Origin of the sequence: Kiloniella sp. EL199 (assembly GCF_900313065.1) — a bacterium.
In the GTDB taxonomy this organism is placed as follows: Bacteria; Pseudomonadota; Alphaproteobacteria; order Kiloniellales; family Kiloniellaceae; genus Kiloniella.
The window spans coordinates 279,337-304,876 of record NZ_OMPU01000010.1; the positions used below are offsets into that span (position 1 = coordinate 279,337).

At 45.0% G+C, this 25,540-nt stretch carries 25 protein-coding genes; 10 read left to right on the top strand and 15 right to left on the bottom strand.

All coding sequences use genetic code 11. The features are described 5' to 3' along the window. Window positions 1–201 precede the first annotated feature (201 nt). The 5 genes from chrA to D9A03_RS09805 all read right to left on the bottom strand — a co-directional run bounded on the left by chrA (window position 202) and on the right by D9A03_RS09805 (window position 4,909). On the bottom strand, window positions 202–1,551 hold the full coding sequence (chrA, locus tag D9A03_RS09785; protein WP_254055016.1) for a chromate efflux transporter: 1,350 nt from the start codon (window positions 1,549–1,551) through the stop codon (window positions 202–204). 3 nt (window positions 1,552–1,554) lie between these two features. Next, window positions 1,555–2,388: a sulfurtransferase/chromate resistance protein gene (locus D9A03_RS09790; RefSeq protein WP_120497007.1), complete on the bottom strand. Its 834-nt coding sequence runs from the start codon at window positions 2,386–2,388 to the stop codon at window positions 1,555–1,557. A 196-nt stretch (window positions 2,389–2,584) separates the two neighbouring features. Then, window positions 2,585–3,619: a permease gene (locus tag D9A03_RS09795; protein WP_120497008.1), complete on the bottom strand. Its 1,035-nt coding sequence runs from the start codon at window positions 3,617–3,619 to the stop codon at window positions 2,585–2,587. A 109-nt stretch (window positions 3,620–3,728) separates the two neighbouring features. Beyond that, window positions 3,729–4,025 carry a helix-turn-helix transcriptional regulator gene (locus tag D9A03_RS09800; RefSeq protein WP_120497009.1) on the bottom strand — a complete coding sequence of 99 codons (297 nt, stop codon included), beginning with the start codon at window positions 4,023–4,025 and terminating at the stop codon, window positions 3,729–3,731. Window positions 4,026–4,192: 167 nt separating this feature from the next. After that, complete coding sequence (locus D9A03_RS09805) at window positions 4,193–4,909, bottom strand: orotate phosphoribosyltransferase (protein WP_371682951.1); 717 nt, start codon at window positions 4,907–4,909, stop codon at window positions 4,193–4,195. A gap of 174 nt (window positions 4,910–5,083) precedes the next feature. On the opposite strand from D9A03_RS09805, the gene D9A03_RS09810 reads away from it, so the two are divergent. Both D9A03_RS09810 and D9A03_RS09815 read left to right on the top strand, forming a co-directional pair. Beyond that, window positions 5,084–5,899 carry an enoyl-CoA hydratase/isomerase family protein gene (locus D9A03_RS09810; RefSeq protein ID WP_120497011.1) on the top strand — a complete coding sequence of 272 codons (816 nt, stop codon included), beginning with the start codon at window positions 5,084–5,086 and terminating at the stop codon, window positions 5,897–5,899. 67 nt (window positions 5,900–5,966) lie between these two features. After that, window positions 5,967–6,515, top strand: coding sequence for a hypothetical protein (locus D9A03_RS09815; protein ID WP_120497012.1), 549 nt, complete (start codon window positions 5,967–5,969; stop codon window positions 6,513–6,515). Window positions 6,516–6,554: 39 nt separating this feature from the next. Here D9A03_RS09815 and D9A03_RS09820 read toward each other — a convergent pair whose 3' ends face one another. Both D9A03_RS09820 and D9A03_RS09825 read right to left on the bottom strand, forming a co-directional pair. Then, entirely contained in the window at window positions 6,555–6,953 is a 399-nt protein-coding gene (locus D9A03_RS09820) for a PaaI family thioesterase (protein ID WP_120497013.1), read from the bottom strand. Between the two features lie 43 nt (window positions 6,954–6,996). After that, window positions 6,997–7,476, bottom strand: a complete 480-nt coding sequence (locus D9A03_RS09825) for an Lrp/AsnC ligand binding domain-containing protein (RefSeq protein ID WP_120497014.1) — start codon at window positions 7,474–7,476, stop codon at window positions 6,997–6,999. A gap of 151 nt (window positions 7,477–7,627) precedes the next feature. Here D9A03_RS09825 and putA point away from each other — a divergent pair, with 151 nt between their 5' ends. Next, window positions 7,628–10,765 (top strand): bifunctional proline dehydrogenase/L-glutamate gamma-semialdehyde dehydrogenase PutA, encoded by a 3,138-nt coding sequence (gene putA / locus D9A03_RS09830; protein ID WP_120497015.1) that lies wholly within the window; start codon window positions 7,628–7,630, stop codon window positions 10,763–10,765. A 145-nt stretch (window positions 10,766–10,910) separates the two neighbouring features. After that, window positions 10,911–11,417, top strand: coding sequence for a hypothetical protein (locus tag D9A03_RS09835; RefSeq protein WP_120497016.1), 507 nt, complete (start codon window positions 10,911–10,913; stop codon window positions 11,415–11,417). Window positions 11,418–11,476: 59 nt separating this feature from the next. On the opposite strand, the gene D9A03_RS09840 is transcribed toward D9A03_RS09835, so the two are convergent. From D9A03_RS09840 to D9A03_RS09850, 3 genes are all read right to left on the bottom strand, one after another. Continuing rightward, entirely contained in the window at window positions 11,477–11,806 is a 330-nt protein-coding gene (locus D9A03_RS09840; protein ID WP_162938070.1) for a PH domain-containing protein, read from the bottom strand. Next, entirely contained in the window at window positions 11,772–12,056 is a 285-nt protein-coding gene (locus tag D9A03_RS09845; RefSeq protein ID WP_162938071.1) for a hypothetical protein, read from the bottom strand. The genes D9A03_RS09840 and D9A03_RS09845 overlap by 35 nt, the downstream gene beginning before the upstream one ends. A gap of 185 nt (window positions 12,057–12,241) precedes the next feature. Further along, the gene (locus D9A03_RS09850) at window positions 12,242–13,633 is read right to left on the bottom strand and encodes an aldehyde dehydrogenase family protein (protein WP_120497019.1); all 1,392 of its coding nucleotides are present in this window, start codon (window positions 13,631–13,633) and stop codon (window positions 12,242–12,244) included. Between the two features lie 452 nt (window positions 13,634–14,085). On the opposite strand from D9A03_RS09850, the gene D9A03_RS09855 reads away from it, so the two are divergent. Next, window positions 14,086–15,093: a hypothetical protein gene (locus D9A03_RS09855; RefSeq protein ID WP_120497020.1), complete on the top strand. Its 1,008-nt coding sequence runs from the start codon at window positions 14,086–14,088 to the stop codon at window positions 15,091–15,093. Window positions 15,094–15,208: 115 nt separating this feature from the next. On the opposite strand, the gene D9A03_RS09860 is transcribed toward D9A03_RS09855, so the two are convergent. The 4 genes from D9A03_RS09860 to nth form a co-directional block, all read right to left on the bottom strand. After that, window positions 15,209–15,964 (bottom strand): SDR family NAD(P)-dependent oxidoreductase, encoded by a 756-nt coding sequence (locus tag D9A03_RS09860; RefSeq protein ID WP_120497021.1) that lies wholly within the window; start codon window positions 15,962–15,964, stop codon window positions 15,209–15,211. Window positions 15,965–16,061: 97 nt separating this feature from the next. Next, window positions 16,062–17,003, bottom strand: coding sequence for a M48 family metallopeptidase (locus tag D9A03_RS09865; protein ID WP_120497022.1), 942 nt, complete (start codon window positions 17,001–17,003; stop codon window positions 16,062–16,064). Window positions 17,004–17,151: 148 nt separating this feature from the next. Beyond that, on the bottom strand, window positions 17,152–17,712 hold the full coding sequence (locus D9A03_RS09870) for a LemA family protein (RefSeq protein ID WP_120497023.1): 561 nt from the start codon (window positions 17,710–17,712) through the stop codon (window positions 17,152–17,154). A gap of 147 nt (window positions 17,713–17,859) precedes the next feature. Continuing rightward, entirely contained in the window at window positions 17,860–18,513 is a 654-nt protein-coding gene (gene nth / locus D9A03_RS09875; protein ID WP_120497024.1) for an endonuclease III, read from the bottom strand. A gap of 147 nt (window positions 18,514–18,660) precedes the next feature. On the opposite strand from nth, the gene D9A03_RS20085 reads away from it, so the two are divergent. Next, window positions 18,661–20,943: a methyl-accepting chemotaxis protein gene (locus tag D9A03_RS20085; protein WP_120497025.1), complete on the top strand. Its 2,283-nt coding sequence runs from the start codon at window positions 18,661–18,663 to the stop codon at window positions 20,941–20,943. A 73-nt stretch (window positions 20,944–21,016) separates the two neighbouring features. Here the strand turns inward: D9A03_RS20085 and D9A03_RS09885 are convergent, their stop codons facing one another. Then, window positions 21,017–21,919, bottom strand: coding sequence for a DMT family transporter (locus tag D9A03_RS09885; protein WP_120497026.1), 903 nt, complete (start codon window positions 21,917–21,919; stop codon window positions 21,017–21,019). Window positions 21,920–22,128: 209 nt separating this feature from the next. On the opposite strand from D9A03_RS09885, the gene D9A03_RS09890 reads away from it, so the two are divergent. From D9A03_RS09890 to galU, 4 genes are all read left to right on the top strand, one after another. Next, on the top strand, window positions 22,129–22,965 hold the full coding sequence (locus D9A03_RS09890) for a division plane positioning ATPase MipZ (RefSeq protein ID WP_120497027.1): 837 nt from the start codon (window positions 22,129–22,131) through the stop codon (window positions 22,963–22,965). A gap of 94 nt (window positions 22,966–23,059) precedes the next feature. Further along, window positions 23,060–23,788: a VWA domain-containing protein gene (locus tag D9A03_RS09895; protein ID WP_254055017.1), complete on the top strand. Its 729-nt coding sequence runs from the start codon at window positions 23,060–23,062 to the stop codon at window positions 23,786–23,788. Between the two features lie 67 nt (window positions 23,789–23,855). Next, complete coding sequence (locus tag D9A03_RS09900) at window positions 23,856–24,578, top strand: molecular chaperone DnaJ (protein ID WP_120497028.1); 723 nt, start codon at window positions 23,856–23,858, stop codon at window positions 24,576–24,578. Between the two features lie 62 nt (window positions 24,579–24,640). Then, window positions 24,641–25,513 carry a UTP--glucose-1-phosphate uridylyltransferase GalU gene (gene galU / locus D9A03_RS09905; protein WP_120497029.1) on the top strand — a complete coding sequence of 291 codons (873 nt, stop codon included), beginning with the start codon at window positions 24,641–24,643 and terminating at the stop codon, window positions 25,511–25,513. The last annotated feature ends 27 nt before the right edge of the window (window positions 25,514–25,540 follow it).

Below are 25,540 nucleotides of genomic sequence, written 5' to 3' on the forward strand. Positions count from 1 at the left end.
ATTTCAGATATGTAGCAACTAGAAGTATGGAATAGGGATTATCAGGAACACAACAGTTATGATAAATTTCATTTATCAAATGTAGTTTACCGATTGTTTATTGGGCTTCGGTTTTGAGTTTATTTTGAAGTTTAGGAAAGTCACTTAAAGGCCGATATTCTTGTGTCATTGAACACCGGCCCTGATTGAATAAAGTGTTTGTTACAAGCCCACCCAAACCAATCCGGCTCCGCTGAGCGCAGAGATCAATAAAACACGCGTGAGGCTCCAATGACATTTCAGGATTAGCAAGCTACACACTGACGAGAGTAAAATAACTCGCCAGTCCAGTGAACTTAAATCAGGTATCCAGACAGTAAATGGACCGAAAGCTTCAGCTTCTACTTTGGCAAAGAAAACGTGTAATCCAAACCAGATAGACAGATTTAAGATCACGCCGACAACCGCGGCGGCAATGCCGCTCAGGGCACTCCGTAATCTTGGTTGACCTCCAATCCAGTCGATGTAAGGAGCACCAACAAAGATCCAAAGAAAACAGGGGGCAAATGTCACCCACAGTGTTACCAGAGCACCGAGCAGACCAAGGCTTAGGCCGCCTTCGCGGAAAGCAGCTATAAATCCGACAAACTCTGTTACCAAAATCAAGGGGCCGGGGGTGGTTTCTGCCAGTCCCAATCCATCCATCATTTCTCCGGCTGTTAACCAGCCAAAATGAATAACAACGTCCTGTGACATATAGGCAAGAACAGCATAAGCGCCGCCGAATGTAACCACAGCGAGTTTGGAAAAGAAGATCCCGATGTCATTGAGGATAGACTGTGGTGCGAAGACGTCTAGCAGGACAAGCGGGGTCGCCCATATGACAAGCCATAGCGCAATGGTGCCAAGAGTTTGCTTGAAATTACGGGTACGCTTCTTGACTTCATCGGTGGCGGTTGTATCGGCGTTGTTACGTAGAAAGCCAAACAAGGCAGCAACAAAAATGATCATGGGGAAGGGAAGATTTAAAAAGAAAATACCGATAAATGCCAATCCGGCAATAATCCAATGTTCAGGTAAACGCAGGACTTTCTTGGCGACGCGATGAAGAGCCTCAATAACAATAATCAAGACACAGGCTTTCACGCCAAGGAAAAGAGCATTTACAAGGGGGACATCTCCAAAGAGGGCATAGATTGTGGCGAAGGTCAGTACGACCAAGGCACCAGGGATAACAAAAAGTAACCCTGACAATAAGCCCCCAAGAAAACCGTGCAATCGCCACCCTGTATAGGTAGCAAGTTGCATGGCCTCAGGTCCGGGCAGCAACATGCAAAAACTGAGGGCGTTGAGGTATTGCCGTTCGCTTAACCAAGGCCGTTCTTCGACAATCATGCGATGCATTAAGGCTATTTGAGCTGTTGGGCCGCCGAATGAAAGCAGTCCAATTTTAAGCCAGACATGAAACAACTCGCCCATAGATGGGTGAGCAGAGGCAGTTTCTGCTGTCTCTTGGGATGTAATCTCTGATGATTTACTATTCTTTGACATATTGTTTTCTATCGAAGACATGACCTAATTCCCTTTTGAGGGGCGTTGGGAATTGGGGGCTGGCCAATCATGACTTTCACTGGTGGCATCTCGTGCCCAGCGGTAAAAGGCATCATAGAGCGCTATGCCTGCATCTAGTTGTTGCAGATCGTCACGATACATGCGTGATAACCCCAAGGATGCGGCGAGAAGCCCGGCAGCTTCCGGTGCCAAATCATGTCGGTTGGTATCTGCGCCGCGAACGATTGTTGCAAGTCGTTTAAGCGGTTCTGTTTCAAGGCAGAATTCTTCAATCATCGTATCGAATGTGCACTTCTCGCCGCGGTGGCTCCAGTAAACATCTTCAACATCAAAGGGTGTGGCATTGAATTTCTCTGCGACATCCATGACTTCAGGTGCTGTTACATAAAGAATTTGAGCATTGCGGTCGATAAAACGGCGGATTAACCAGGGACAAGCCAAGCGATCAATCTTTGGGCGTAATCTGGTCACCCATACTGTTCGCGCATCGATGTTTCTATCAGGGATTTTATCGACAGGAACCAGCGGATTGCCTGCTTCTTTCCAGCCAAGAAATCCTCCTTCCAGACTTTCAGTTCGCACGCCATGGTCACGCAAGATAGCAGCCGTTCCCTGGCTGATTTTTTTTCCTTTGTGACAGCTAACGACCACATGCTGGTTTTGCAGGGATGGTGCCAAGGCAGCAATGTTCTGAAAAGGATAGCGAAAGGACTGGGGAATAAGTTCTGGATCTTCTGCAAAGTCTTCATCAATTCGCAGGTCGATAATAACCGGAGAGTCCGGTGTGCCGACGAGACGGGACAATTGAGATACTTTAATTTCATTAGGTGATGGCATAGCGCATCCTCTCACACTTTAGGTGTTGAATTAGGATGCGAAACTTAGGCTGTCGCCTCACGGGGTGTTCGCAACCCCATGTCATAATTCTACTCGGTTATTTCCAGAGGTCAATCGAGCTTTGATGAAATTTTAAGTTTGGAAATTGAATAAGGGCCTTAGCTGGAACTAAGGCCCTTGTTTCTGTTCGGAAACCCTAGAGGGTTACCCAAGCCGTAAAAGCATACCCCGATAGGATTGCCCCAAAAAGGCCGAGCAGAAGATACAGGATGAAGACTGGCTTTTTGACCAGTGCGTATACCCCCATCGCGGCCGGAATTGAGGAGACTGAACCTGCAAGCATAAAGGTCATTCCTGTACCTGCGCCCATACCAAGTTCGATCAAACTATTGATGGTGGGAATGGCGGCATAGCCGTTCAGATAGGCTGGAATACCGATAAGCGCCCCAAGCGGAATTGACCACCACTGTTCATCTCCGAAGAGCAAGGCAACCTTATCAACAGGCAGATAGGCGACCATCAAGCTTTCGAACAGGAACGCAAGTGCCAGCCATTTGAAAAGGAACCAGCCATTGGTCATGGCCTCTGTCTTAAAGGTCTCTGTTCGCTTGGGATCGTGCCAGAACTTCCAATAGATTGTTGTATCCGGTTTCTGATTAGTGGCACAAGACGATCCGCAGCCCCCTGATGTTTGTGGACGCATGATTTCCTGAAAATAACCCGCGCGAACCATCAGATAAGCAATAATACCGCCCGTTGTTCCCATCAGAAAAGCTGCAATCGTTTTGAAGGTCGTGAATTCCAGGCCAAAAACGGCGCTGGTTAGAATAAACATTTCGGGGTCCATCAGGGGAGAGGAGATCCAGAATGCCATAACCGGGGCGAGGGGAACGCCCGCACGGAGCAAGCCAGCGATTAAAGGAATGACACCACAGGAACAGAAGGGGGATAGCGTGCCAAACAAGGCAGCTATGCCAATACTGACAATGGGGTTTCCAGATGTCGTTGTATTGATTTTGCTGTCGAGATTACTCACCTTTGTATAGGCCGCAACACCAATAGAGAGAGCAATAAAGGGAAGGATGGCAACAATGTTCTTTACTGCAAAAACGATCGAAGGCCATAGCTGGTTTTGATCAAGAATGGCAATTAATACGAGGGTGAGCAAAAATGCGAGGATAACCTTGTCCAGTCGCAAACTGTTCCATTTTGTTATTTCAAGGAAAGACATATCATTACCTTGTTTCTAGAATTATCAAAATATTTGAGTGAACTTTTTTCATTATGGCTCTCTTACTTTTAATTTACGATTTAGTTTGTCCCGAGTTTAATCTCTGTTGTTAAGCTTCCTGAAGTCCTTTACAGCAGTCTTCCATCAGATAATCCAACAGACTGTTTGTCAGTTTGTAATCCAGTCGGCAACGTAGAACTCGACCTTCACGTGACTGGATCAAAAGCCCTGATGCCATCATATGCGAGATATGATGTGAGAGTGTGGAATGAGGCATATCCAGTTCTTTTTGAATGTCACCTACAGCAAGTCCTTCGTCCCCGGCTTTAACCAACAGGCGGAACATTGCGAGACGTGCCGGGTTCCCCAGTTTTGAAAGGCAGATTGCTGCTTTATCCAGATCCATAGTATCCTCAGATATAATTTCTATATTTATCGAAATAATATCTGAGGAGTGTTTTGTCAAGTTATTGTATTTTCACAATGAGAGTTTTGTTCATCACCAAAGATAGTACACGCAAAAGGACGGTAGATAACCGCCCTTTGAACACAATTGTCTGATTCAAGAAAGAGCTAGTCGGCTTTGCCGCTGCGCTCTTTTGACCATTCGTTGGGATTACTCAGGAAGGATCTGACAGTCACAAGGTTATCGTTTTGAAGATAGCCCTTTTCTTCGGCAACTTTGAGGGCGTCCCACCAAGTGGCGAGGGCATGTAGTGTCACGCCTTCCTTGGCCAAATCGCTCACGGATTGTGGGAAAATGCCGTAGTGGAAGAAAACAAAGGTGTGGTCACATTTGCCACCAGCTTTGCGGATGGCTTCAACAAAGTTAAGTTTTGATCCGCCGTCTGTTGCCAGATCTTCAACCAGAAGAACGCGACTGCCTTCAGCCATATAGCCTTCTATCTGTGCATCGCGTCCAAAACCTTTTGGTTTTTTACGAACATACAACATGGGCAGGCCCATACGTTCTGCAATCATCGCGGCAAAGGGAATACCGGCTGTTTCTCCGCCAGCAATGGCATCAATGGATTCATATCCAATATTGCGCTGGATAAGCTCAACAGCCATGTCCATGAGCCTGGCCCGGGCGCGGGGGAAGGAAATAATTTTCCGGCAGTCAACATAAACGGGACTGATACGGCCAGATGTAAAGGTAAAGGGATCTTCCGGGCGGAAGAGAACCGCTTCGATTTCCATTAGAATTGAGGCTGTTGTTCTGGCAGTTTCGGTGATTTTGCTCATCGCGTGTCCGGTCCTTGGGTCTGTTGCCAATAGCTTTTGGTTCATCGCTACTCAAATAATTTGGATCTGTTTACCTCTTGCTTTGCTTCGCTGCAATATTTTTCCCGTTTGGAGGGGGGTGGTCAAAAAACATTCATGTTAGTGATAGCGTCATATGATGGGGGTGGTTATTTTATTGCGAAGCCCTGCTTGTCAAAATAGCTCTTTTCGTGAGGAAGAATGTCTAAAAATTCCCAAAAAAATAATAAGAAAAACAATCAAGACACTGTCTTGGTTTGGCGCGAAGGAAATGTGGCGACGGTTGTGTTGAACCGCCCGGAGAAGCTTAATGCTTTTAATCTGGCTATGTGGCAGGATCTTGGGACTGTCATGCTTAAGCTTGGGAAGGATGATACCTTGCGCTGTGTTGTTATTCGCGGTGCTGGCGGTCAAGCTTTTGCGGCGGGTGCAGATATTGCAGAGTTTCAGAAAGTCCGCTTTTCATCACTGCAAGCTGCTAACTATGCCAAGCCAATGGATCGGGCGGCTGTTGCTATTCGCCAATGCCCGCATCCAACGCTAGCTTTTGTTGAGGGGGCGTGCATGGGTGGAGGGTTGGAAATTGCAACTCAGTGTGATCTTAGGATAGCCAATCAATCAGCCAGATTTGGTATTCCGATTAATAAAATCGGTAATGTATTGCCATATCCGGCGATGATTGCCTTGGTCGATCTGGTAGGGCGCAGTGTGGCGATGGAACTCCTTCTGGAAGGGCGCATTTTCTCAGCAGAAGAAGCCTGTGTAAAAGGACTCGTTGGCAGAGTTGTTGAAGATAATATCGCAGAAGCAGAAGCATATAATTCTGCGCGGCGGATTGCAGAGGGCGCGCCGTTGGCTGCACGGTGGCATAAGAAACATGCGACAAGGGCACAAAACCCGGAACCTTTGACCACGGCAGAATTGGCGCAGCCATTTCTTTGCTGTGATACCGCGGACTATAAAGAGGGAATTGCTGCTTTCCTTGAAAAGCGAAAGCCTCACTTTGAGGGTAAGTAACAGTCCATCAACAGGAATTACATTTTTTAGTCTCTATCTTTATATCAAGAAAAGTGTATATACTTGAATGACTTGGTCGGAAGTCGTTGTTTTCCTGTTTTTTATTTTGAATTGGCTGGTGTGTATGTATCAAGTTCTGGATCTGGATGAGATCCCGGATAATTCCCCGGTATCCTATATGGCTTCTTATTATGACGGCTTGCCTAAATTGCAGCTAACAAATTCTGATCAAGCTCCTTTGCCCCAATGGTCCGATTTTAACCCGCTTGAGGTGCGAAAAATATTGCCTTGGATCATGGTGATCCAGCGAAATGGCTCTAATCCATCCGGCCATATCATTAAACTTGAGGGTGAAAAAGTAATCGAAGCCTCCGGTGTCAATTCTATGGGGCAAAGTCTGGCTGAAGCTTTTGATTCCGATGTGGCTGAAATTAAATGGCGGGAAATGGAAAATGTAGCTCAACAACGATGTGCATCTTTCACGTTAAGCCCTGTCCCGAGATCAGACCGATCCTTTATTGACCTCTACCGCGGATGCTTTCCCTTTTGTGATGAGCAGGGAGAAGTGTGTCGTTTGGTGATTACCGTTGCTCCGGTAAAAGACGTTGTTCGTTAGTTAAACAAGAAAATATTACATATCTCTAGCCAAGATTTTTTAGAATATTTTCATGACGGCTTCGCCATGACCAACTAGCTGTCCATTTTGATTTTTAACATCACATGATAAAAACTTGATGTGCTTGCCACCACCTTTCAGCGTGCCTGTTGCGAGTAACTTGTCACCAACTTGGGCGGCAGCTGTAAATTGTGTGTTGAGAGAAAGTGTTACTGCCCGCCGACGCTTTGCGGGATCCGGGTTGTGGATGAGTGTATAACCGCAGGCTGTATCGATCAGGGTCGCAAGGACACCACCATGCATAATACCGGCACTGTTCAGGTGACAATCTGCTATGGCCAGCGCAATGCTGGCTGATTTTTCAGTCCACTCTGCAAGGCGGTACCCCATGTGTTGCCCAAAATTACTGATGCTTTCTTGCGGATCCGATGTGCTCATAACAGTCTCTTTGTGAAAGGTATTCTGAATGGAATTATAGTAGCTAAAAATTATCTTTTACCGGAAGGATGTTGGTGTTTTTAACTTCTTCCATAACAACGTAACTGTGGGTTTGGGACACCCAGGGTGTTGCAGCCAGTTTATCCCCCAAAATGCCTCGGTATTCAACCATATCAGCTGCGCGGACTTTTATCAGATAATCAAACCCGCCGGAAACCATATGGCACTCCAGAACTTCAGGAATCTCCATCATGGATTTTTTGAATTCTTCAAAGGCAGCAGAGGTTGTTCTTTCTAGGGTGATTTGGACATAAACCAAAAGGCTTGCGTTAATCTTAACGGGGTTAAGTGTCGCCATATAGCCTTTAATATAGTTACTTTGCTCTAGCCTTTTGACCCTTTCCAAACAGGGTGTTGGACTCAAATTCACACGTCGGGCAAGTTCAACGTTTGAGACGCGCCCGTCTTCTTGCAAAACACGAAGGATGTTTCTGTCTATTCGATCCAGCTTTTTCTCACTCATGTAGATTATATATCTGGGAAAAGTAAAATTTTCTAGAGAAAATATCGTATATTATGTTAAAATGGCAGCATATATCGCTGCATTTGATGTAAATTAATCCCGGATATGAATATGAAATACGCGCCTGAACGCGATATCTGGGATTTATGAAATGATTATCAATAAAGAACTGGCAAACGCCACGCCTTTAATGACGACTCTACGACTTGCTTACCGTATGGATGAAACGCAGGCCGTAAACGATTTGGTCAATGGATTGGATTTGTCGAGTGATGCGCTTGATAGAATTTCAGCAAGGGCCCGTGATCTTGTGAAGGAGGTTCGAAAATCACGCGTGGGGCAGGGCGGTATTGATGCTTTCATGCATGAATTTGAACTGTCCTCTAAAGAAGGCGTTGTTCTTATGTGCTTGGCCGAAGCATTGTTGCGGGTTCCAGATAGCGAAACTATCGATAAACTAATTCGCGACAAGCTTTCTTCTGCAGATTGGGAAGCCCATCTTGGTCACAGTGATTCCTTGTTTGTGAATGCATCAACATGGGCATTGATGCTGACAGGACGTGTCGTGAACATCAAGAAGGAAGAAAGTAGCGATTTTTCCGGCCTCTTCCAAAGAATGGTTCAAAAAAGTGGTGAGCCTGTCATTCGGAAGGCTGTGCGTCAGGCAATGAAGATTTTGGGCCGTCAGTTTGTCATGGGGCGCAGTATTAACGAAGCGTTGGATCGCGCTGTTGAAGACGAAAAGAAGGGCTATCGTTATTCTTACGACATGCTTGGGGAAGGCGCCCGTACGATGCCTGATGCTGACCGATACTTTGAAGCTTACCGCACGGCTATTGCTGAAATTGGAAAAGCAGCAGCTGGGCGTGGTGTGATTGATTCACCGGGCATTTCTATCAAGTTATCGGCGATACATCCTCGGTACGAGTTTACGCATCGTGCACGGGTAATGAGTGAGGTCGTATCACGTTTGAAAGAGCTGGCTCTGGATGCGAAACGATATGACATTGGTTTAACTGTCGATGCTGAAGAAGCGGATCGGTTAGAGATCTCGTTAGATGTTCTGGAAGCCGTTTCCGGTGATCCGGAACTTAAAGGCTGGAACGGTCTTGGTCTCGCTGTGCAGGCTTATCAAAAGCGTTCACCTTTTGTGATCGATTGGTTAGCTGATATGGCCCATCGCCACGGACGACGCTTGATGGTTCGACTGGTAAAGGGAGCTTATTGGGACACGGAAATTAAACTTGCTCAGGAAGAGGGGCAAGAGGGCTATCCTGTCTATACCCGTAAAGTATCCACCGATGTGTCCTATTTGGCATGTGCACGTAAAATGCTGGCAGACCCGGAAGCTTTTTACCCGCAGTTTGCGTCACATAATGCGCATACCGTTGCTTCCATTATGGAAATGGCTGGACCTGAGCAGGATTTCGAGTTTCAGCGTTTGCATGGCATGGGCGAGGCTCTTTATGATCAAGTTGTTGGTAAAGCGGGAAAGGGCTATCCAGTTCGAATTTACGCCCCTGTTGGTAGCCATGAAGATCTGTTAGCATATCTTGTCAGACGCCTGCTGGAGAATGGTGCAAATTCATCGTTTGTGAATAGAATTCAGGATGAAAAACTCCCCATCGATGAAATTATTGCTGATCCAATTCTGAAGGCCCGTAGCCTGTTTAATATTCCGCATCCGCAAATCCCTCTGCCCTTGCATCTTTTTGGCACTGAGCGTTTGAATTCAAAAGGGTTGGATCTCTCCGATGCTGTGCAGCTATCCCAAATTGGCAAAGATGTTCACAAGTTCTCAAACGAAGGATGGCACGGTGGACCGATCATTGGAGGTGTCGAACAGGCAGGTGTAAATCACTCTGTTACATCGCCAAGTGATCGTCGCAATAAAGTCGGTGAGATTGCCTGGGCTTCTGCTGAACAGGCCGAAAATGCATTGGCACGGGCAGATCGTGCCTGGTGGGAATGGGATCAAACCCCTGCCAGCGTTCGTGGTGATTGTTTGGAGCGGATGGCAGATTTGCTTGAAGAAAATACCGCAGAGTTTATGGCTTTATGTATGCGCGAAGCTGGTAAAACCACGGCCGATGCCATTGCCGAAATCCGTGAAGCTGTTGATTTTTGCCGCTATTATGCGGTGAAATGCCGTCAGGATTTTGGTGATCCTCTTGTGATGCCTGGCCCAACAGGAGAGCGCAATGAACTATCTATGCACGGACGGGGTGTTTTCTTGTGCATTAGCCCTTGGAATTTCCCGCTGGCAATCTTTCTGGGACAGGTATCTGCCGCATTGGCGGCCGGCAATGCAGTTATTGCCAAACCTGCTGAACAAACCGGATTGGTAGCAACAAGAGCTATCAAGCTCTTTCATCAAGCAGGGATCCCGGGTGATGTTCTTCATTTGCTACCGGGGGATGGCCCGACGGTTGCCGGTCCACTTTTATCTGATGATCGTATCAAAGGTGTTGCCTTTACCGGGTCGACTGAAACCGCGAAGCTCATTCAACGGGCCTTGGCGGCACGTGATGGCGAAATTGTGCCTCTTATTGCTGAAACGGGCGGCCAGAATGCCATGATCGTGGATTCAACGGCACTGCCGGAACAGATTGTACGCGATGTTTTGGCATCTTCTTTCCAATCGGCGGGGCAACGTTGCTCTGCTTTACGCGTGCTCTTTTTACAGGATGATGTTGCCGATAAAATTCTGACTATGCTTGCCGGGGCAATGGACCAATTGACCGTGGGTGATTCATCACTACTTTCGACTGATGTAGGGCCTGTGATCGACGAAGATGCCTTGGCAATGCTCAACAAACATGTTGCCCAGATGAAAACAGAAGCAAAGATCATTCGCGAGCTACCTTTGCCGCAGAGTACCTCGAACGGGACATTTATCGCGCCTGTTGCTTTTGAAATAGCAGGGCTTCATCAGCTTAAGAAAGAGGTTTTTGGTCCGGTCTTGCATGTGATCCGTTACAAAGCGTCTGAACTGGATAGCATTATTGATCAGATTAATAATTCCGGCTTTGGTCTGACGCTGGGTATTCACAGTCGCATTGATGAGACGGTGAACTACATTGCACGTCGTGTTCGGGTCGGGAACGCCTATGTGAACCGAAATCAGATCGGTGCAATTGTCGGGGTGCAACCTTTCGGGGGAATGGGCTTGTCTGGTACAGGTCCAAAAGCTGGTGGGCCTCGTTATCTTCATCGCTTTGCGACAGAGCATTCAATTTCTATTGATACAACAGCCGCGGGTGGAAATACGTCTCTTATGACACTCTGATTTCTATGTTCTAGTTTTCTCTCCATAAAGATAGAAAGCCCGGTTTGATCTCTTCGAGATTGTAGCCGGGTTTTTTATTGCCTTCGTGTTGTGATGAATTATTTTAATCTCTTGTTTTTCAAGAAGGCTATAAGAGAAATTTGATTTGCACGAAGATGATCTGAAAGAATTTGTACAAGCAGGTATTCGTGCTGACGAAGAACCGTTATGGTATGCGCAGCCCAAGTTTTCCAGAATTTGGCAACGGGAAACAACATCCCCGGTGACAAAAATTTTCCTTCTTGGTGGAATTCTTGCCGTTCTGTTGAATATTACCGCACTTATATTTTTCAGTTTATCGACGACTTTAAATATCGTTCTTATTGTCACTATTGGTAGTGTGATTCTAAGATTCTGTTGGATCTATTATTTAGGGCGACGCTTGGTTTATGTACTGACATCAAAGCGTTTGGTGTTTTTTTTGGAATCGGCAAAACCGATTAAGTACAAATCCTTTCCACTGGATAAGCTTGGTAAACCCACATTAACTAGTGGAATTGACGGGTATGATGATGTCGCTTTCGCTGGTTTAAAAGATGGTCTCTGGGGGATATTTGAGGGCGATAAGGTTGTGGCTTTACTTCTTTCAGGAAACACATCCAAAGGGCTTTAATGCTGATGAAGATTACTTGTCGAAAAGTTTAATCATAGAATATATCTCACTAATTAAGATCAGGACGACATCATGCGCTTAGTTATTTCAGCCTTAACATTTGCTGAGTCGTATATTCCCTTGAAACCTTTTTTGACTTCATGAGTCGTGCTTCGACTAGACGAATTGTCGTCGCGATCATTGCTCGAAGTACTAGTCATGAGTGTCTTGGTGAAATAGATATCCCCAGTACCGTCCTTGTTTTCTGAGTGCTCCAGAAATTCAATTTTATCCAGGTCATAGCTTTCAACGGATTTTCTTTTGTAATCGTCAATGATCAATAAACGTTTGTCAGTGATTGCATAACAGGTTTGTTCAGCGCGCTTTCTGGCTTCGTTTGGTTTGTTCAATAGCTTTCGGACAATAAATAGAAGTGGTAAAGCAAAAATGATCAGAGAGAGCAATCATGTTGCCACTGGAAAAACTGGTATAGGTTACGCCGAGTACCCATAAAATAATAAAGCCAATTATAACTTTTCCAGCGATTGCTGCTTTGATTTTCTTTCTGTAAAAACGCTCGCTGACGGGGCGATCTGCCCAAATCAACTGTTCATTTCCGATAAGCTCTGATCGTACGCGTTCCAAAGGATTATTATTCAATCTGATAAACCTGCTATGACAATATTTCCCCCTTTGATCATATTCAATTGCTGTAATAGCAGAGAAAAGTGTGATCAATTTATCTGTCAGATCAAAATACATACTTTAGATAATGGTTACTATCTAAATAAGGATCTCAAAATAGAAAAGGCCCGAACTCTTTGTTCGGGCCCTTGGTGAAAATCTTAGATTTTCGTCCGCAGATGGAAAGATTTTGGACGGGTCAGGTGTTCGTATGCGACTTTTGACAAGCTGCAACCGCGACCCGAATTTTTCACACCTGTCCAGGCTAGGGCTGGATCAAGATAATCACAGCGGTTCATAAACCATGTACCTGTGTTGATGTCGTCACCGATTGCCAGTGCTGCGTCTGCATCTTCTGTCCAGATTGAGGCGGTCAAACCGAACACGCTGTCATTCATCAGTTTGATGGCTTCTTCATCGGAAGAAACTTTCATCACGCCAACAACCGGGCCAAAACTCTCTTCGTTCATCACACGCATGGAATGATCAACCCCTACAACAAGCTGAGGTGCAAGATATGAAGTACCTTCTTTGTCAGCAGCGAAGAAGCCGGGATCAATCAGCGCTTCTGCACCTGATTTAACAGCTTCAGCAACTTGTCCACGTACAAACTCGGCAGCGCTGGCTTTAACTACAGGGCCCAGATTGGTGTTTGTATCTGTTGGGTTGCCAAGTTTGTATTGTTTTAGAAGGTCAACGGCACCAGATACGAAGTCATCATATACGCTTTCGTGTACATAAATGCGTTCGATACCACAACAGGATTGGCCAGAGTTGAACATGGCACCATCAACAAGGCTTTCGATCGCATAGGCTATATTTGCATCCGCACGCACATAGCCGGGATCTTTACCGCCTAGCTCAAGACCAGTCGCAATAAAACGTCCGGAAGCGGCTTTTTGAATGGCGTGTCCTGCCGGAACAGATCCCGTGAAGTTGACAAAGTCAACACCATCAGAACCGATTAATTTAGCGGCACTGTCGTGACTCATATGAAGATGCTGGAAGACACCGTCTGGCAGACCAGCAGCTTTGAAGGCTTCGCTAAAACGTTCCGCGCAAAGTGGTGTTTGGGCTGCGTGTTTTAGAAGGACTGTGTTCCCGGCCAACAGAGCTGGAACAATACAGTTAACTGCTGTCATCAATGGGAAGTTCCATGGCGCAACAACAAAAACAACGCCGAGAGCTTCTTTGCGAATAAAGCGGGTGAAACCTTCCTTATCACCAACATTCTGGTCTGCCAGTGATTCCGGGGCAATGTCGATCATATAACGCGCACGCTCTTCGAAACCACCAATCTCGCCGGGTGATTGAGAAATTGGACGACCAATTTGCCATGTAATTTCTGCGGCAATCGCATCTTTGTTGGCAACAAAGTAATCAACAGCTTTGCGTAAGAGGGCTTGTTTTTCGCTGATCGGTACTTTGCGCCAGCTTTTTTGGGCTGTCACCGCTTTATCCAGGGCCGTCTGGATATCGCTATCATTTGATAGCGGGCGTTCAACGTAAACGGATCCGTCTACGGGTGAGATACATTTTAACAATTGGCTCATGGAAGGGGCTCTCCTTGGTGTTGTGGAGTATTTTGTGAAACCTTCTTAAAGGGAAGTAAAGCCTGCGACAAGATGTGCCAGAGGAAGCCCAGATATGCGTTTTACACATGGCTATACGCGAAAAATGCATGGCTGAGCGAATGTTCAGTTTGGGTTATTTGAAAAAATATTGTTCAACACCCTTACATATGAAGAGACATTGCGCAGAATGACATCAAAAATTGGTGGTCGCTTTGGAACATAAATTTTTTTTAAGTAACAGGAAATTAGGAGCATGTATGAAAAGCTCTATTTGTTTGATATCACTCAAGCTCTGTAATGCAGAGGTAAATTAACGAATCGTTAATGATAAAAAATTATCTTAAAGGGTGAAAAATATTGTCGGAGCATGTAGCTCGATTTCTGTTCTTGACTAAAGTAATTCAAGAACAGGGCGACCTCAGGAGGAGAAAATGGCTCTTTCCACACTAGGTTTATTACAACAAGGTATTGATACCCTTCGTGGTCTTCGAGGGCAGGAACTCGGTGACCGGAACGGGGCTAAAGGCGCAAACACTGAAAATGCTGCCGAGCAGTCATCACGCCCGGTGATTGATGATCAAGTTGATGTGCCGCAAAATCTTTTGAGAGACAGAGACCAAGGTAATGATACCGAATCAGGCGCTTTGCCTCCCTCGGAAGCTGTTCAGCGTACTTTAGGCGCAGCACTTGATTCCATCGTGGGAACACTTGCCGAAGTGTTTGAGCGCCTAGGTAATACAAAAGAAGCAGCTTTGGAGTTTGCCCAAAATCTCGTGAACTCAATTAAAGAATCAGCGAAAAACTCGGATGAGTTCAATTATTCTTTCAGGCAGTCCGTTGCTTCAAGTTCAAAAACTGCAATTTCTTATGCGGGTGCGGATGGAATTGCTTCTGGTACAAGAGAACAAAGCTATCTAGCTGTCCAGTCTCTGGATATTTATGTCAACAACACAACAGGTGAGTTATCGTTTAACTTCGCATCTGTTCAAGCAGAAATTACGCGTACAACGGCAGTTGCACAATCTGGGTCCGTAACCGGGGCAAACGCACTTTTAGGAAAAGTTATGAACGGGCTTGAGGAGGGCAACCTTCTTGACGCTGGAGATAATCTGCTGCTTGATAAACAAGGACAGGGGCTTGGTGAGTTGATCAGTAAACTGGTAACGCCACCGCAAAAGGACAAAGAACAAGAGAATAAAAATGTGCTTGAACCTCTCTTTAGAGATGGTCCGTTATTAGCTATTCGTGACCGGGAGGAGATTCCGGCAAAAGAAGCCGAGGGGGATGCTGTAACACGCTTGAAAGTGGATTTACTGGTCCCGATCGGTCAACTTTTTAACGGACCCCATGGCCCTGAATTTGAAGGAAAAGAGGGTGTTCGGCAACTCCTTGCTGGAATCTTTGGGGATGACAAAAACAGAACAGACATTAATGCTTGAATAAAAAAGTTTCGGGACGAATCCCGGGAAGCTGAGTGCATGTATTGTGCACCTATGGGCAAATCAAGGGGCTGTTTGTTTCAGTCCCTTGATTTATAAGGGAATGGTTTTTTGCTCAGGGACGAGCTAACAATCCCCCGTCTACAACCAGTTCAGTGCCCGTGATATAGCTGGCTTTGTCTGATAGAAGAAAGAGGGTAGCATCAGCGATATCTTGGGTTGTTCCTGTACGTCCAAGCGGAATAACACTTTCAGTCGCGCGCTGGAGTTTGGGGTTTTTAACCCACCTTTCCTGCATTGGTGATACTGTGGGGCCAGGCAGGATGGAATTTGATCTTATGCCATTTTTAGCTCCTTCCAGAGCAACTGTTTTCGAGAGGGAAATGATTCCGGCTTTTGAAGCTTGGTAGGCAACTTGCGGTTTATCATCCCCGCGTATGGCTTGGACAGATGCGATATGCACCATGGCTCCTGATCCTGTTTCGCGCATATAGGGAAGGACATGACGACAGGTAATGATCATGGATTTAAGGTTTATTTCCATGATGCGATCCCAGGCATCCAGATCTACATCTTCTGTCGAGCGATCTTTGTCGAACCATAAAACCCCGGCTGCATTCACCAGATAATCGATACGCCCGGTCCTCGTGTGCGTTCTCTTCGTAATGTCTTTAATAAAATCGGAATTAGTTACATCTCCTTGCTCAAAGACAACTCTATTTTTGTTGATATGTGATTCAAGATCAATCGTGGCAGGTTTAATATCTATGAGAACAACATGTGTGCCCTCATCTGCGAGATTGAGGGCGATGTTAAGCCCCATGCCCCCCGCAGCACCTGTGACAATGGCTGTTTTTCCTGAAAAGCTCATAGAGACCTCGTTGAATTGTGGTTGAGTTTGGAAAGCTTTTGCTTTTTGACGGATATGAGTTTTTGGAAAGGATGTAAAGTTTTCAGATCAACTGAATTTATTTTAGGTTCATCAAACGCTCAATGCGTAGAGATGTTGCCGGATGTGTTGATGTCAGATCACTGGCGAACTCGCTGAAAGATCTGTTCGGATTGATGATAAAAAGGTGCTCGGTTGCTGCGTTCTTTTCCTTTAAACGGGCATGCCCTTCAATTTTACGCAAGGCAGAGGCCAATCCCTTTGGATTTCTTGTTAATTGTGCTGCTGTTGCATCGGCGAGGTATTCTCGCTCTCTTGATATTGCCATTCTGACAAGATAGGCGACAAGAGGGGCAAGAATAGCGGCAAGTAGCCAGATCACACCTACGACCACCAAGAGCATGCCGCGGCCGCCTTTTTTATTTTTACTTGAATTTGAAGAGCCGGAATAAAAGAAAAGCCTGCTGATTCTTAGCATAATTTCGGCAAAAACAGCAATTAATCCTGCCCCGACAGCGACAAGGGTTGCATATTGTACATCGCGATTAAGGATATGGGCCATTTCATGTGCTATGACGCCTTGAAGTTCATCACGAGACATTTTGTCATAAAGACCGGTTGTGATCGTTACAGAGGCCTTGTCGGGTCGCAACCCGGTTGCGAAAGCATTTATACCCGAGTCGCCTATTATATAGACCGCTGGCTTTGGCAGGCCAGAAGCAATCGCCATTTCCTCAACCACATTGTGCAAATCTTCATAAGCTCTTGTGTCTGCTTCTATTGCCCCATTCATACTGAGCAAAGTTTGGTCGGCTGCGTAGTAGGTCCAGATCAAGGCCAGAATAGAGAAAACAATCATCCCTGCTGTGGCAGAGATTCCCCAATCACTTATTGCGGTCGATTTTAGTAACTCAAGAAGGTCAGCATCATAAGGTGCCGTATTTAACGCAGGATGTGTATTGGTAAAAATTTCAGCAGCCCAACCGGATACATAACCAAGCAAAGCGGCTGTAAAGATCATGATCAGACAAAGGAAAAACGAGTTACGTTTATTTCGTGCTTGCGCAGATTTTTACGTTTATTTCGTGCTTGCGCAGATTTAAAGTCAGTTGAGATCAGTGCAAGGTTGTCTGATGGCATCAATCTTAACCTTGAAGAAAAGTTGTACTTTAGAACGACACTTTAGGTGGTTCCTGAGCGGCCTCGCGGGTGGCTTCGTCAAGCTCCCAAAGGTCTTCAAGCTCGAACTTGAAAAACGAGGCAAAAATGTTGGAAGGGAACTGTTGTACTCGGTTGTTTTGAGCTGTTGTAATGTCATTGTAGTGCTGGCGAGCAAAAGCAACCTTGTTTTCGGTCGTTGTTAACTCTTCGGTCAGGTCGCTCACGCTTTCCTGTGATTTGATGTCAGGATAGTTTTCCATGACCGCAAGTAAATTTGCCGTAGCATTAGAGAGCAAATTATTGCTTTCGATCGCCTCGCTTTTTGAATCCGCATTGTAAGCGCGGGTTCTGGCTTCGGTTACCTGTCTAAGGACCTCTTTTTCGTGAGCCATAAAGCCTTTAACGGTTTCAAGAAGGTTGGGGATTAGGTCCAGACGGCGTTTGAGTTGTACGTCGATTTGTTTCCAGGCATTTTCGACAGAGTTTCGGCCAGCCACGAGTGCATTATAAACCGTAATGGCGTAAAATCCTGCGACAACAATAATACCAAGAACAATGTATTCAGTCATAACTCCCCCTGTGGATAAAACGCCTTCATAATTAAGAGACGGTAATCGATTGTCCCAGATTTGTGCATTTCCTTCAGAAAATCAAGCGATAGAAGATTATAGCCGGGAAGTCCAATGGTGCGTTTTCTGTTATGTTGTATGCCTGGGTTATGATTTTTTTGTTTTCACTGGTTTGGTTCTGTCAGGGTAGCAAGTTGTGCAAATTTCGCATTTGGTGCCATCACAACCGCGCGCGGAACAGTATTCTCTGCCATAATAGATGATTTCCAGATGCAGGTCGTTCCAACGATCTTTTGGGAAGAGACGTTTCAAATCTTTTTCTGTTTGTTCGACATTTTTACCGTTGGTCAACCCCCAGCGCTGGGCAAGGCGATGGATGTGTGTGTCTACTGGAAAAGAAGGAACACCAAAAGCTTGCGACATAACGACACCAGCTGTTTTGTGCCCAACGCCAGGTAATTCCTCTAGGGCTTCCATCGATTGAGGCACTTCACCGTTGTATTTTTCAATCAGGATTTTTGAAAGTTCTGAAATTGCTCTGGACTTCCGGGGGGATAAACCGCAGGGGCGGATGATCTCTCTTATTTCTTCAGTAGGCACTTTTGCCATATCAAAGGGATTATCCGCGCGAGAAAAGAGGGCAGGGGTGATTTTATTAACGCGCTCATCTGTGCATTGAGCTGAAAGCAGGACCGCGACCAATAAAGTGTAGGGATCTGTGTGATCGAGTGGAATTGGTAAGGTTGGATAGATCTCTTTCAAGCGCTTATTTATGTATATAACGCGATTTTTTTTTAACATTTTGTAACTTATCTCGCAGATTCAGGAATTGTTAGCTTTTGGTATACTTTATGTTAACGCTCACCACGAATAATCATCTTGGTTGCCATAAAAGCAATAATATTATTCTCTCGTAAAGAGACTTGTATGTAAGGTCGGGGTCAAGTCGTGTCAGAAGAACAAAACAAAAATACAGATGAAAGCCAAGAAGACGCTATCATCGATGAAGCCAATCCAAATACTCTCCAAGCAGAAGAAAATTCTGAAGAAGGTGTTGAAAAAATAGAAACACAAGAATATGCCGATGAGAATGATGGATCAGGAAATCCAGAGTTTGAAACAGAGCTAGAGGAAGCCCCAAGGACGACGTTTCTCGGAAATTTTTCTCTAACCACGCGCATATCAGCATTAATGTCATTGGGTATTGTTGCCCTAGGGGTTATTTGTGCGATTTATTTTGTGGGTGATGTTTTGTTGTCCCAAAGTCGCAATCAGTTGGCGCAAAACCAGGTAAAGTTAACACAAAGTCAGGAGCTGCTGGCTGAAGATCAGGCCTTATTGAAAAAATCTCAATACGTGCAGAAGCTGGTAGATGAGATTGAAGTTACGATCAATCACCTGGCTTTGAATGAAAAAGATTTCCTTTTGAAAAGTGATCTCGAGTTTGAAGATCTTTTCTTTAAAGAGATGGATATTGTAAATGCCAAGCTAGAAGAGTTGAAAAAGCACGCCACCAATGAAGAAATCAAGGCGGCTGCTCAGGATTTGGAAGATAAACTCAGGGCATACGAAGATGGATTTGGTGTTGTTGTTCAGGACAAGTCAACGCTTGGTATGACTAAGAATGCAGGTCTAAAGGGGAAGCTTAATAATTCAGCCTTTGCAATCGAAGATAGTCTGAAAGCGCCATATCTGGTGAAGCTTGCTGGTGAAATGACTGCGATTAGAACTGTAGAGAAAACATTTATTATTACGCATGAGCAGGACGACATGAAAGCCGTCCTTAAGAAAGGGAAAAAATTCCTGCGTAATGTTAAGTATGCTTTGCTATCGAAAAAAGAGAAGAAAAAAATTCAGGAAATGGTTCAAATTTACCTGACTGATTTCGAAAATTTTGCCAAGACAACCCTTAGTTTTGACGGTGGTACAGTTAGTTTGGTGGAAGCTTTTGGCAAGTTGAAGCCACCAATCCAGAAAATGGCTGACCTAAGTAAATCAGAATTGGCCGTAATTGCTGAACGTGTAGCTGCCGTATCTGCCGATGTTGAAGTTGTTTCTGCCGATGTTAAGAAGGTTTCTTTGGAAGCCGATGAGAATGCATCTTCTATTCGGAACCTTATTATAGGTGCAGCTATTGTTATTTTTATTTTGATGGTTGCAATCGGAGTCGTTGTTTTACGTAGCCTGACGGGTCCTATTCGTTTGATTACCAATGTCACAACGCGATTGTCAGAGGGGGATAAAGAAGTTGATATTCCTGCTGTGGATAACCGTGATGAAGTTGGTGAGATGGCACGGTCTCTTTTGGTTTTCAAAGAAAACTTGATCGAAAACGAACGGAATGAGGCAGAGCGTCGCGAGCAGCGACAAGAACGCGAAGCTCGTGCGAAACGTCTTGAAGAACTGGCTGAACGTTTTGATGATGAAGTAAGGGAAGTTCTTTCCGGTCTTCAGAGTTCAACAGGTCGCATGGGTGACACAGCTTCAACAATGTCAACGATTGCCGATGAAACAAAAGCACAGTCATCGGCGGTTTCTTCTGCATCTGACTTGGCATCGACAAATGTTCAGACCGTGGCTTCAGCTGCGGAAGAACTGTCTGCATCAATCAATGAGATTAGTCGTCAGGTTATGGAATCTGCCGATGTGACCAATCGCGCTGTTAATGAGGCGACCAAAACAAGTCAGACGGTTCAGGAGCTATCGGATGCAGCGCAGAAGATTGGTGAGGTTGTTCACCTGATCAATGATATTGCCGAACAGACTAACTTGCTTGCGTTGAATGCGACTATTGAGGCCGCGCGTGCAGGGGAGGCTGGTAAAGGTTTTGCCGTTGTTGCTTCGGAAGTTAAATCACTTGCTAATCAGACGGGTAAAGCAACCGAAGAAATTTCTGAACAAATTGCAACAATGCAACGCCAGACTGGTTCTGCGGTTAGTGATATTGAGGGTATTAGCAAGATCATTAATCAGGTCAACGAGATTGCATCGGGAATTTCTGCTGCGGTGGAAGAACAGGGTGCGGCTACACAGGAGATCGCGCGTAATACGCAGGAAGCTGCAAGAGGTACCCAGGAAGTTTCCGCGAATATTTCTGGTGTGAGTCAGGCCGCTGAGAAGTCTGGTCAGGCTTCGGATCAGGTTATGACTGCAGTTGATGAGTTGAAAACACAAGGCGATAATTTGAATTCTCAAGTGCAGAACTTCTTGCGTGAGATTCAAAGCGCTTAAGTATCAAGACAAAACTTTGGCTTATAAATGCCGGGAACCTTTGGTTTTCCGGCATTTTTTGTAAGCATTTTTTTTATGAACTGGAAGCTGACTTCCTAAGTTTTATTCTGCTAACAGCAATACCGGATAAAATGAGGAACAAGCCTATCATGGTTGTTGAAGGTAATCGTTCACTCAGAAACAATGCCCCCCATAAAACGCCAAAAAACGGGACGAGATATCCGACATAGGATGCAAAGGTTACTCCAACTTCGCGGATGAGATAAAACCTAAGAATAAAAGCAAGCGCCGTTGGTATTAACCCAAGATATAGAAGGGCGAGAATGGAATTGGCTTCGCTTGTTACAATTGCAGTCCATGGCGTTTCCAAAATCAAACTAACAGGCAATATCAAGATGGTTGCCGAGATTAGGATAGAAGCCGTGATAACGGTATTGGATTTTTCTTTTACCTGCCGTACCAAGATTCCAGAACAGGCATAACACATTGCGGCAAGCATTGTGATGATCTGTGCATAGAAATTATCCCCGATGCTTGAGAATGTTTCTAATCCAAGAACGACGACAACCCCGGAAAATCCAACAAGAACACCTAAAAGTTTAAACAACGTAAAGCGATCATCTGTACTGAAAAAATGAGAAAGAATGAGTGCAATAAGAGGGCCTGTTGCCATTAAGATCGCTGTCAGGCCAGAGCTAATAAACTGTTCGGCCCAACTAATCATTGCAAAGGGGGCTGCCATACTGAAAAAGCTAATCAGGATCATTTGGCGCCAGAAGCTTTTATCTCTTGGCAAGTTAAGTGATCTGGAACGCATATAAATATAAATGACAATACTTGCAATCAATAGACGTCCGGCTGCAATGGTGGCCGGGGGAATATCTTCAACGGTAATTTTAATAGCCAAAAATGCGGATCCCCAAATGGCTGCCAGTGATGTCAGCAGGATAAAATCCCATAAGGTTGGTGCGCGCATAGTAATCCCAGCTAAAGCTTTAGTTGAATGACACCATTCGTCTTTCAGTTAGAAAACAGCAAGGAAAAAATTTAAAATTGTAAGATTGCTGTGAGAAAATGTGGGCAGTAAAGTACAGAAATATGCTGAATTTGTTTTATTCGTTATGGCCTTGTTAATGCTTAGAGGGCATATAGGTTTTTAGTATTATTATTTTGAAGCAGATCTTTATGACTGAGCAGAACAAGCCGCATCGGCCCCGTATTGTCGTTGTCGGTAATGAAAAAGGTGGGTCAGGTAAATCCACCACGACAATGCATCTTGTTGTTTCTTTACTCAAAGAAGGCTATCGGGTTGGGACGATTGATCTGGATGCAAGACAGGGTACCCTATCTCGTTATCTTGAGAACAGAGCGAGTTTTGCGAATGGATCAATTGGTTCTATTCTTATGCCCGAGCACAGGCGTGTGTATCGCTCTCAAGCCGTGACAACACAAGAAAGTGAAGCTGAAGACAAAAAAAACCTTGAGCAAGCAATGACTGAACTTTGGGATCGGGATTTCATTGTCTTTGATACCCCCGGAAGCGATAATTACCTTTCCCGCCTTGGCCATAGCTATGCAGATATTCTGGTTACCCCTCTTAATGACAGTTTTCTGGATATGGATATGCTGGCGAAGGTTGAAGTTCAAAACGATGAATTGAAACTGACACCAAGTACTTATAGCCAAATGGTTTGGGAACAGCGCCAACAACGCGCTATTCAACGGAAGAAGCCAATCGATTGGGTCGTGATGAGAAACCGACTATCCCATATTGATGCCAAGAATAAAAGAGATATGGGTGTGTTGCTCGAACACTTGGCCAAACGTCTGCAATTTAGATTGGCATCAGGTTTTGGTGAACGTGTTATTTTCAGAGAACTCTTTCCAAAAGGACTGACCTTGCTTGATCTGGATGAAAAGGGAACTGGTGTGACAATGAGTATGAGTCATGTTGCTGCTCGTCAGGAAGTGAGATCGCTCTTGAATGTGATTGGCCTTAACAAGGAAGATGTACCTAATTGACCTCCTGTAGGACTATGCTTCTATACGTGAATACCTATATAGTAGTGTTGTGTGAAACTGTATTTTACTGATCGGCATAGCAAAGGAGCTTTCTGTGCCCGAGAAGAAATCCGTCATAAAAAAAGAAAAAGTTGCTTCGCCAATCAAAAGATCTACGGATAAAGAGGTTGATCTGTTTTTGGGTAAACTTTCGCAAATACCAAGAGGAACGCAGGCAAAAGGGCGTTTGATCTTTGCGCTGGATGCAACAGCAAGTCGACAGATGACCTGGGATCATGCATGTCACATTCAGGCCATGATGTTTGAAGAAGCGGGGAATGTTGGCGGGTTGGAAATTCAGTTGATTTTCTATCGTGGATTTCGCGAATGCAAAGCATCAAGCTGGGTCGAGGATACAGACCGCTTGTCCCGGTTGATGACATCCGTCAGTTGTCTGGCGGGGAATACCCAGATTGAAAAAGTGTTTAAGCGAGCTATCAGCGAAACGAACGAGAACAAGGTCAATGCTGTAGTATTTGTCGGCGATGCAATGGAAGAAGATATTGATACTCTTGGCCACCTAGCAGGGCAACTCGGTTTACATGGTGTTCCTTGTTTTATGTTTCACGAAGGTAGTGATCAGATTGCCACAACTGCTTTCAAGCAATTTGCGAGATTATCTGGCGGCGCATACTGTTCTTTCGATGAGGGAGCAGCGCAACAGTTGAAAGATTTATTAACAGCAGTTGCTGTTTTTGCTGCGGGAGGTCGAAAAGCTCTTGCTGATTATTCTCAAAAAAATAAAGGTAAAGTGGCGAAATTACTCTCACAAATCCCACAATAATGAGTGATGTGAATCTTCTGCCTGATTATGCTTATTAATTTTTTTGCTGGATGGAGGTATTTTTAGCGTGATTGCCTATTTTATACTCGGCGTTGGTTTGTTTTTTGGGGCTCTTTTTCTTGCCCAATGGTATAGCCGAGCTAATCCGGTAATGGTGTTAAAAACCGCAAAAATTATCGCTGCCATAATTGGCCTCTTTGTTGCCCTATTCTTGCTATTCACCGGGTGGATATTTCTGGTGCTTGCTGCAATACCCTTTTTACTTCCGCTTATCTTGCGTTCACGGGCTTTACTTTCTCGTCTCAAGGCTGCTTCTGGTGGAACATCAGGTCAAAGTTCGGAAGTTGTCACCAGGTTCTTGAAGATGAAACTGGATCATGATAGCGGAGATATGGATGGTTTGGTTTTAACAGGAGAACGGGAAGGGCAATGGTTGTCTGAACTGGATCTTGCGGCGATTGAGCAGTTGTACCGTATCTATTTGGTTGAAGAAAACAAGTCAGCTGAATTGCTAACTGCTTATGCTTCAAGGCGCTTTGGGAACGCGTGGAATGATGAAGCCGAAGCGGGTTTTAAAGGGGATGATGAATATGAACAAAGTTTTGATGGTCAGATGGACCGTAAGAGGGCATTGGAAATTCTAGGATTAACCGGAACACCATCTGATGACGAAATACGAAGTGCTCACCGGAGGTTGATGCAAAAATTACATCCGGATCATGGGGGAAATACCTACCTTGCAACCCAGGTAAATCAAGCCAAGGATACTCTTTTAAATCGCTCTGGTTGAGTTTCCATCTATACTGTGGCAAAGACATAACTGATTTTAATTTAATGAGGAGTGCGGCTTCTATGCGCCGACCCGTTCGTAAAGCGATCTTCCCAGTTGGGGGACTTGGAACCCGATTTTTACCCGCAACCAAGGCAATGCCGAAAGAGATGTTGCCAGTGGTTGATAAGCCCTTGATTCAATATGCTGTTGAAGAGGCAAAAGCTGCTGGAATTGAGGAATTTATTTTTGTTACCGGGCGTGGAAAAACAGCAATTGAAAATCATTTCGATCGTGAATACGAACTGGAAGCTGTATTGGAAAGTCGCGGAAAAGAAAAAGAGTTAAAAGATTTGGCAAGTTTGCTTCTTGAAGCAGGAAGTGTGACTTATATGCGCCAGCAGGAACCATTGGGATTGGGGCATGCTGTCTGGTGCGCCAGAAATGCAATTGGTAATGAGCCTTTTGCTGTCTTGCTTGCGGATGATCTTATTCAGGCGGGGACGCCTTGTCTTAAGCAAATGATTGATAGTTATCAGGACACAGGTGGTCATTTAGTCGCGGTTATGGACGTTCCAAGAGAACAGACAAATCGCTATGGTATTTTGGATGTCGTTTCTGAGAGTGGGCCATTGGCAAAGGCTAAAAGCCTGATAGAAAAACCTGCACCGGAAGTTGCACCATCAACACTTTCTATTATTGGACGTTATGTTTTGGATCCATCTGTTTTCACTGAACTGGATAAAAAAGAGCGTGGAGCGGGAGGGGAAATTCAACTTACTGATGCATTGGCCGCGACTTTGGATAACGTTGATTTCCATGGATTAAGATTTAACGGAACAAGGTTTGATTGCGGTAGCAAGGCCGGGTTTCTGGAAGCAACGATCGCCTTCGCTTTAGAACGTGAAGACCTTGGAGGTCGGATGCGCGATATTTTGACCAAGTATATCAGATAAAAGATACATAATGCCTGTTATTGGGCA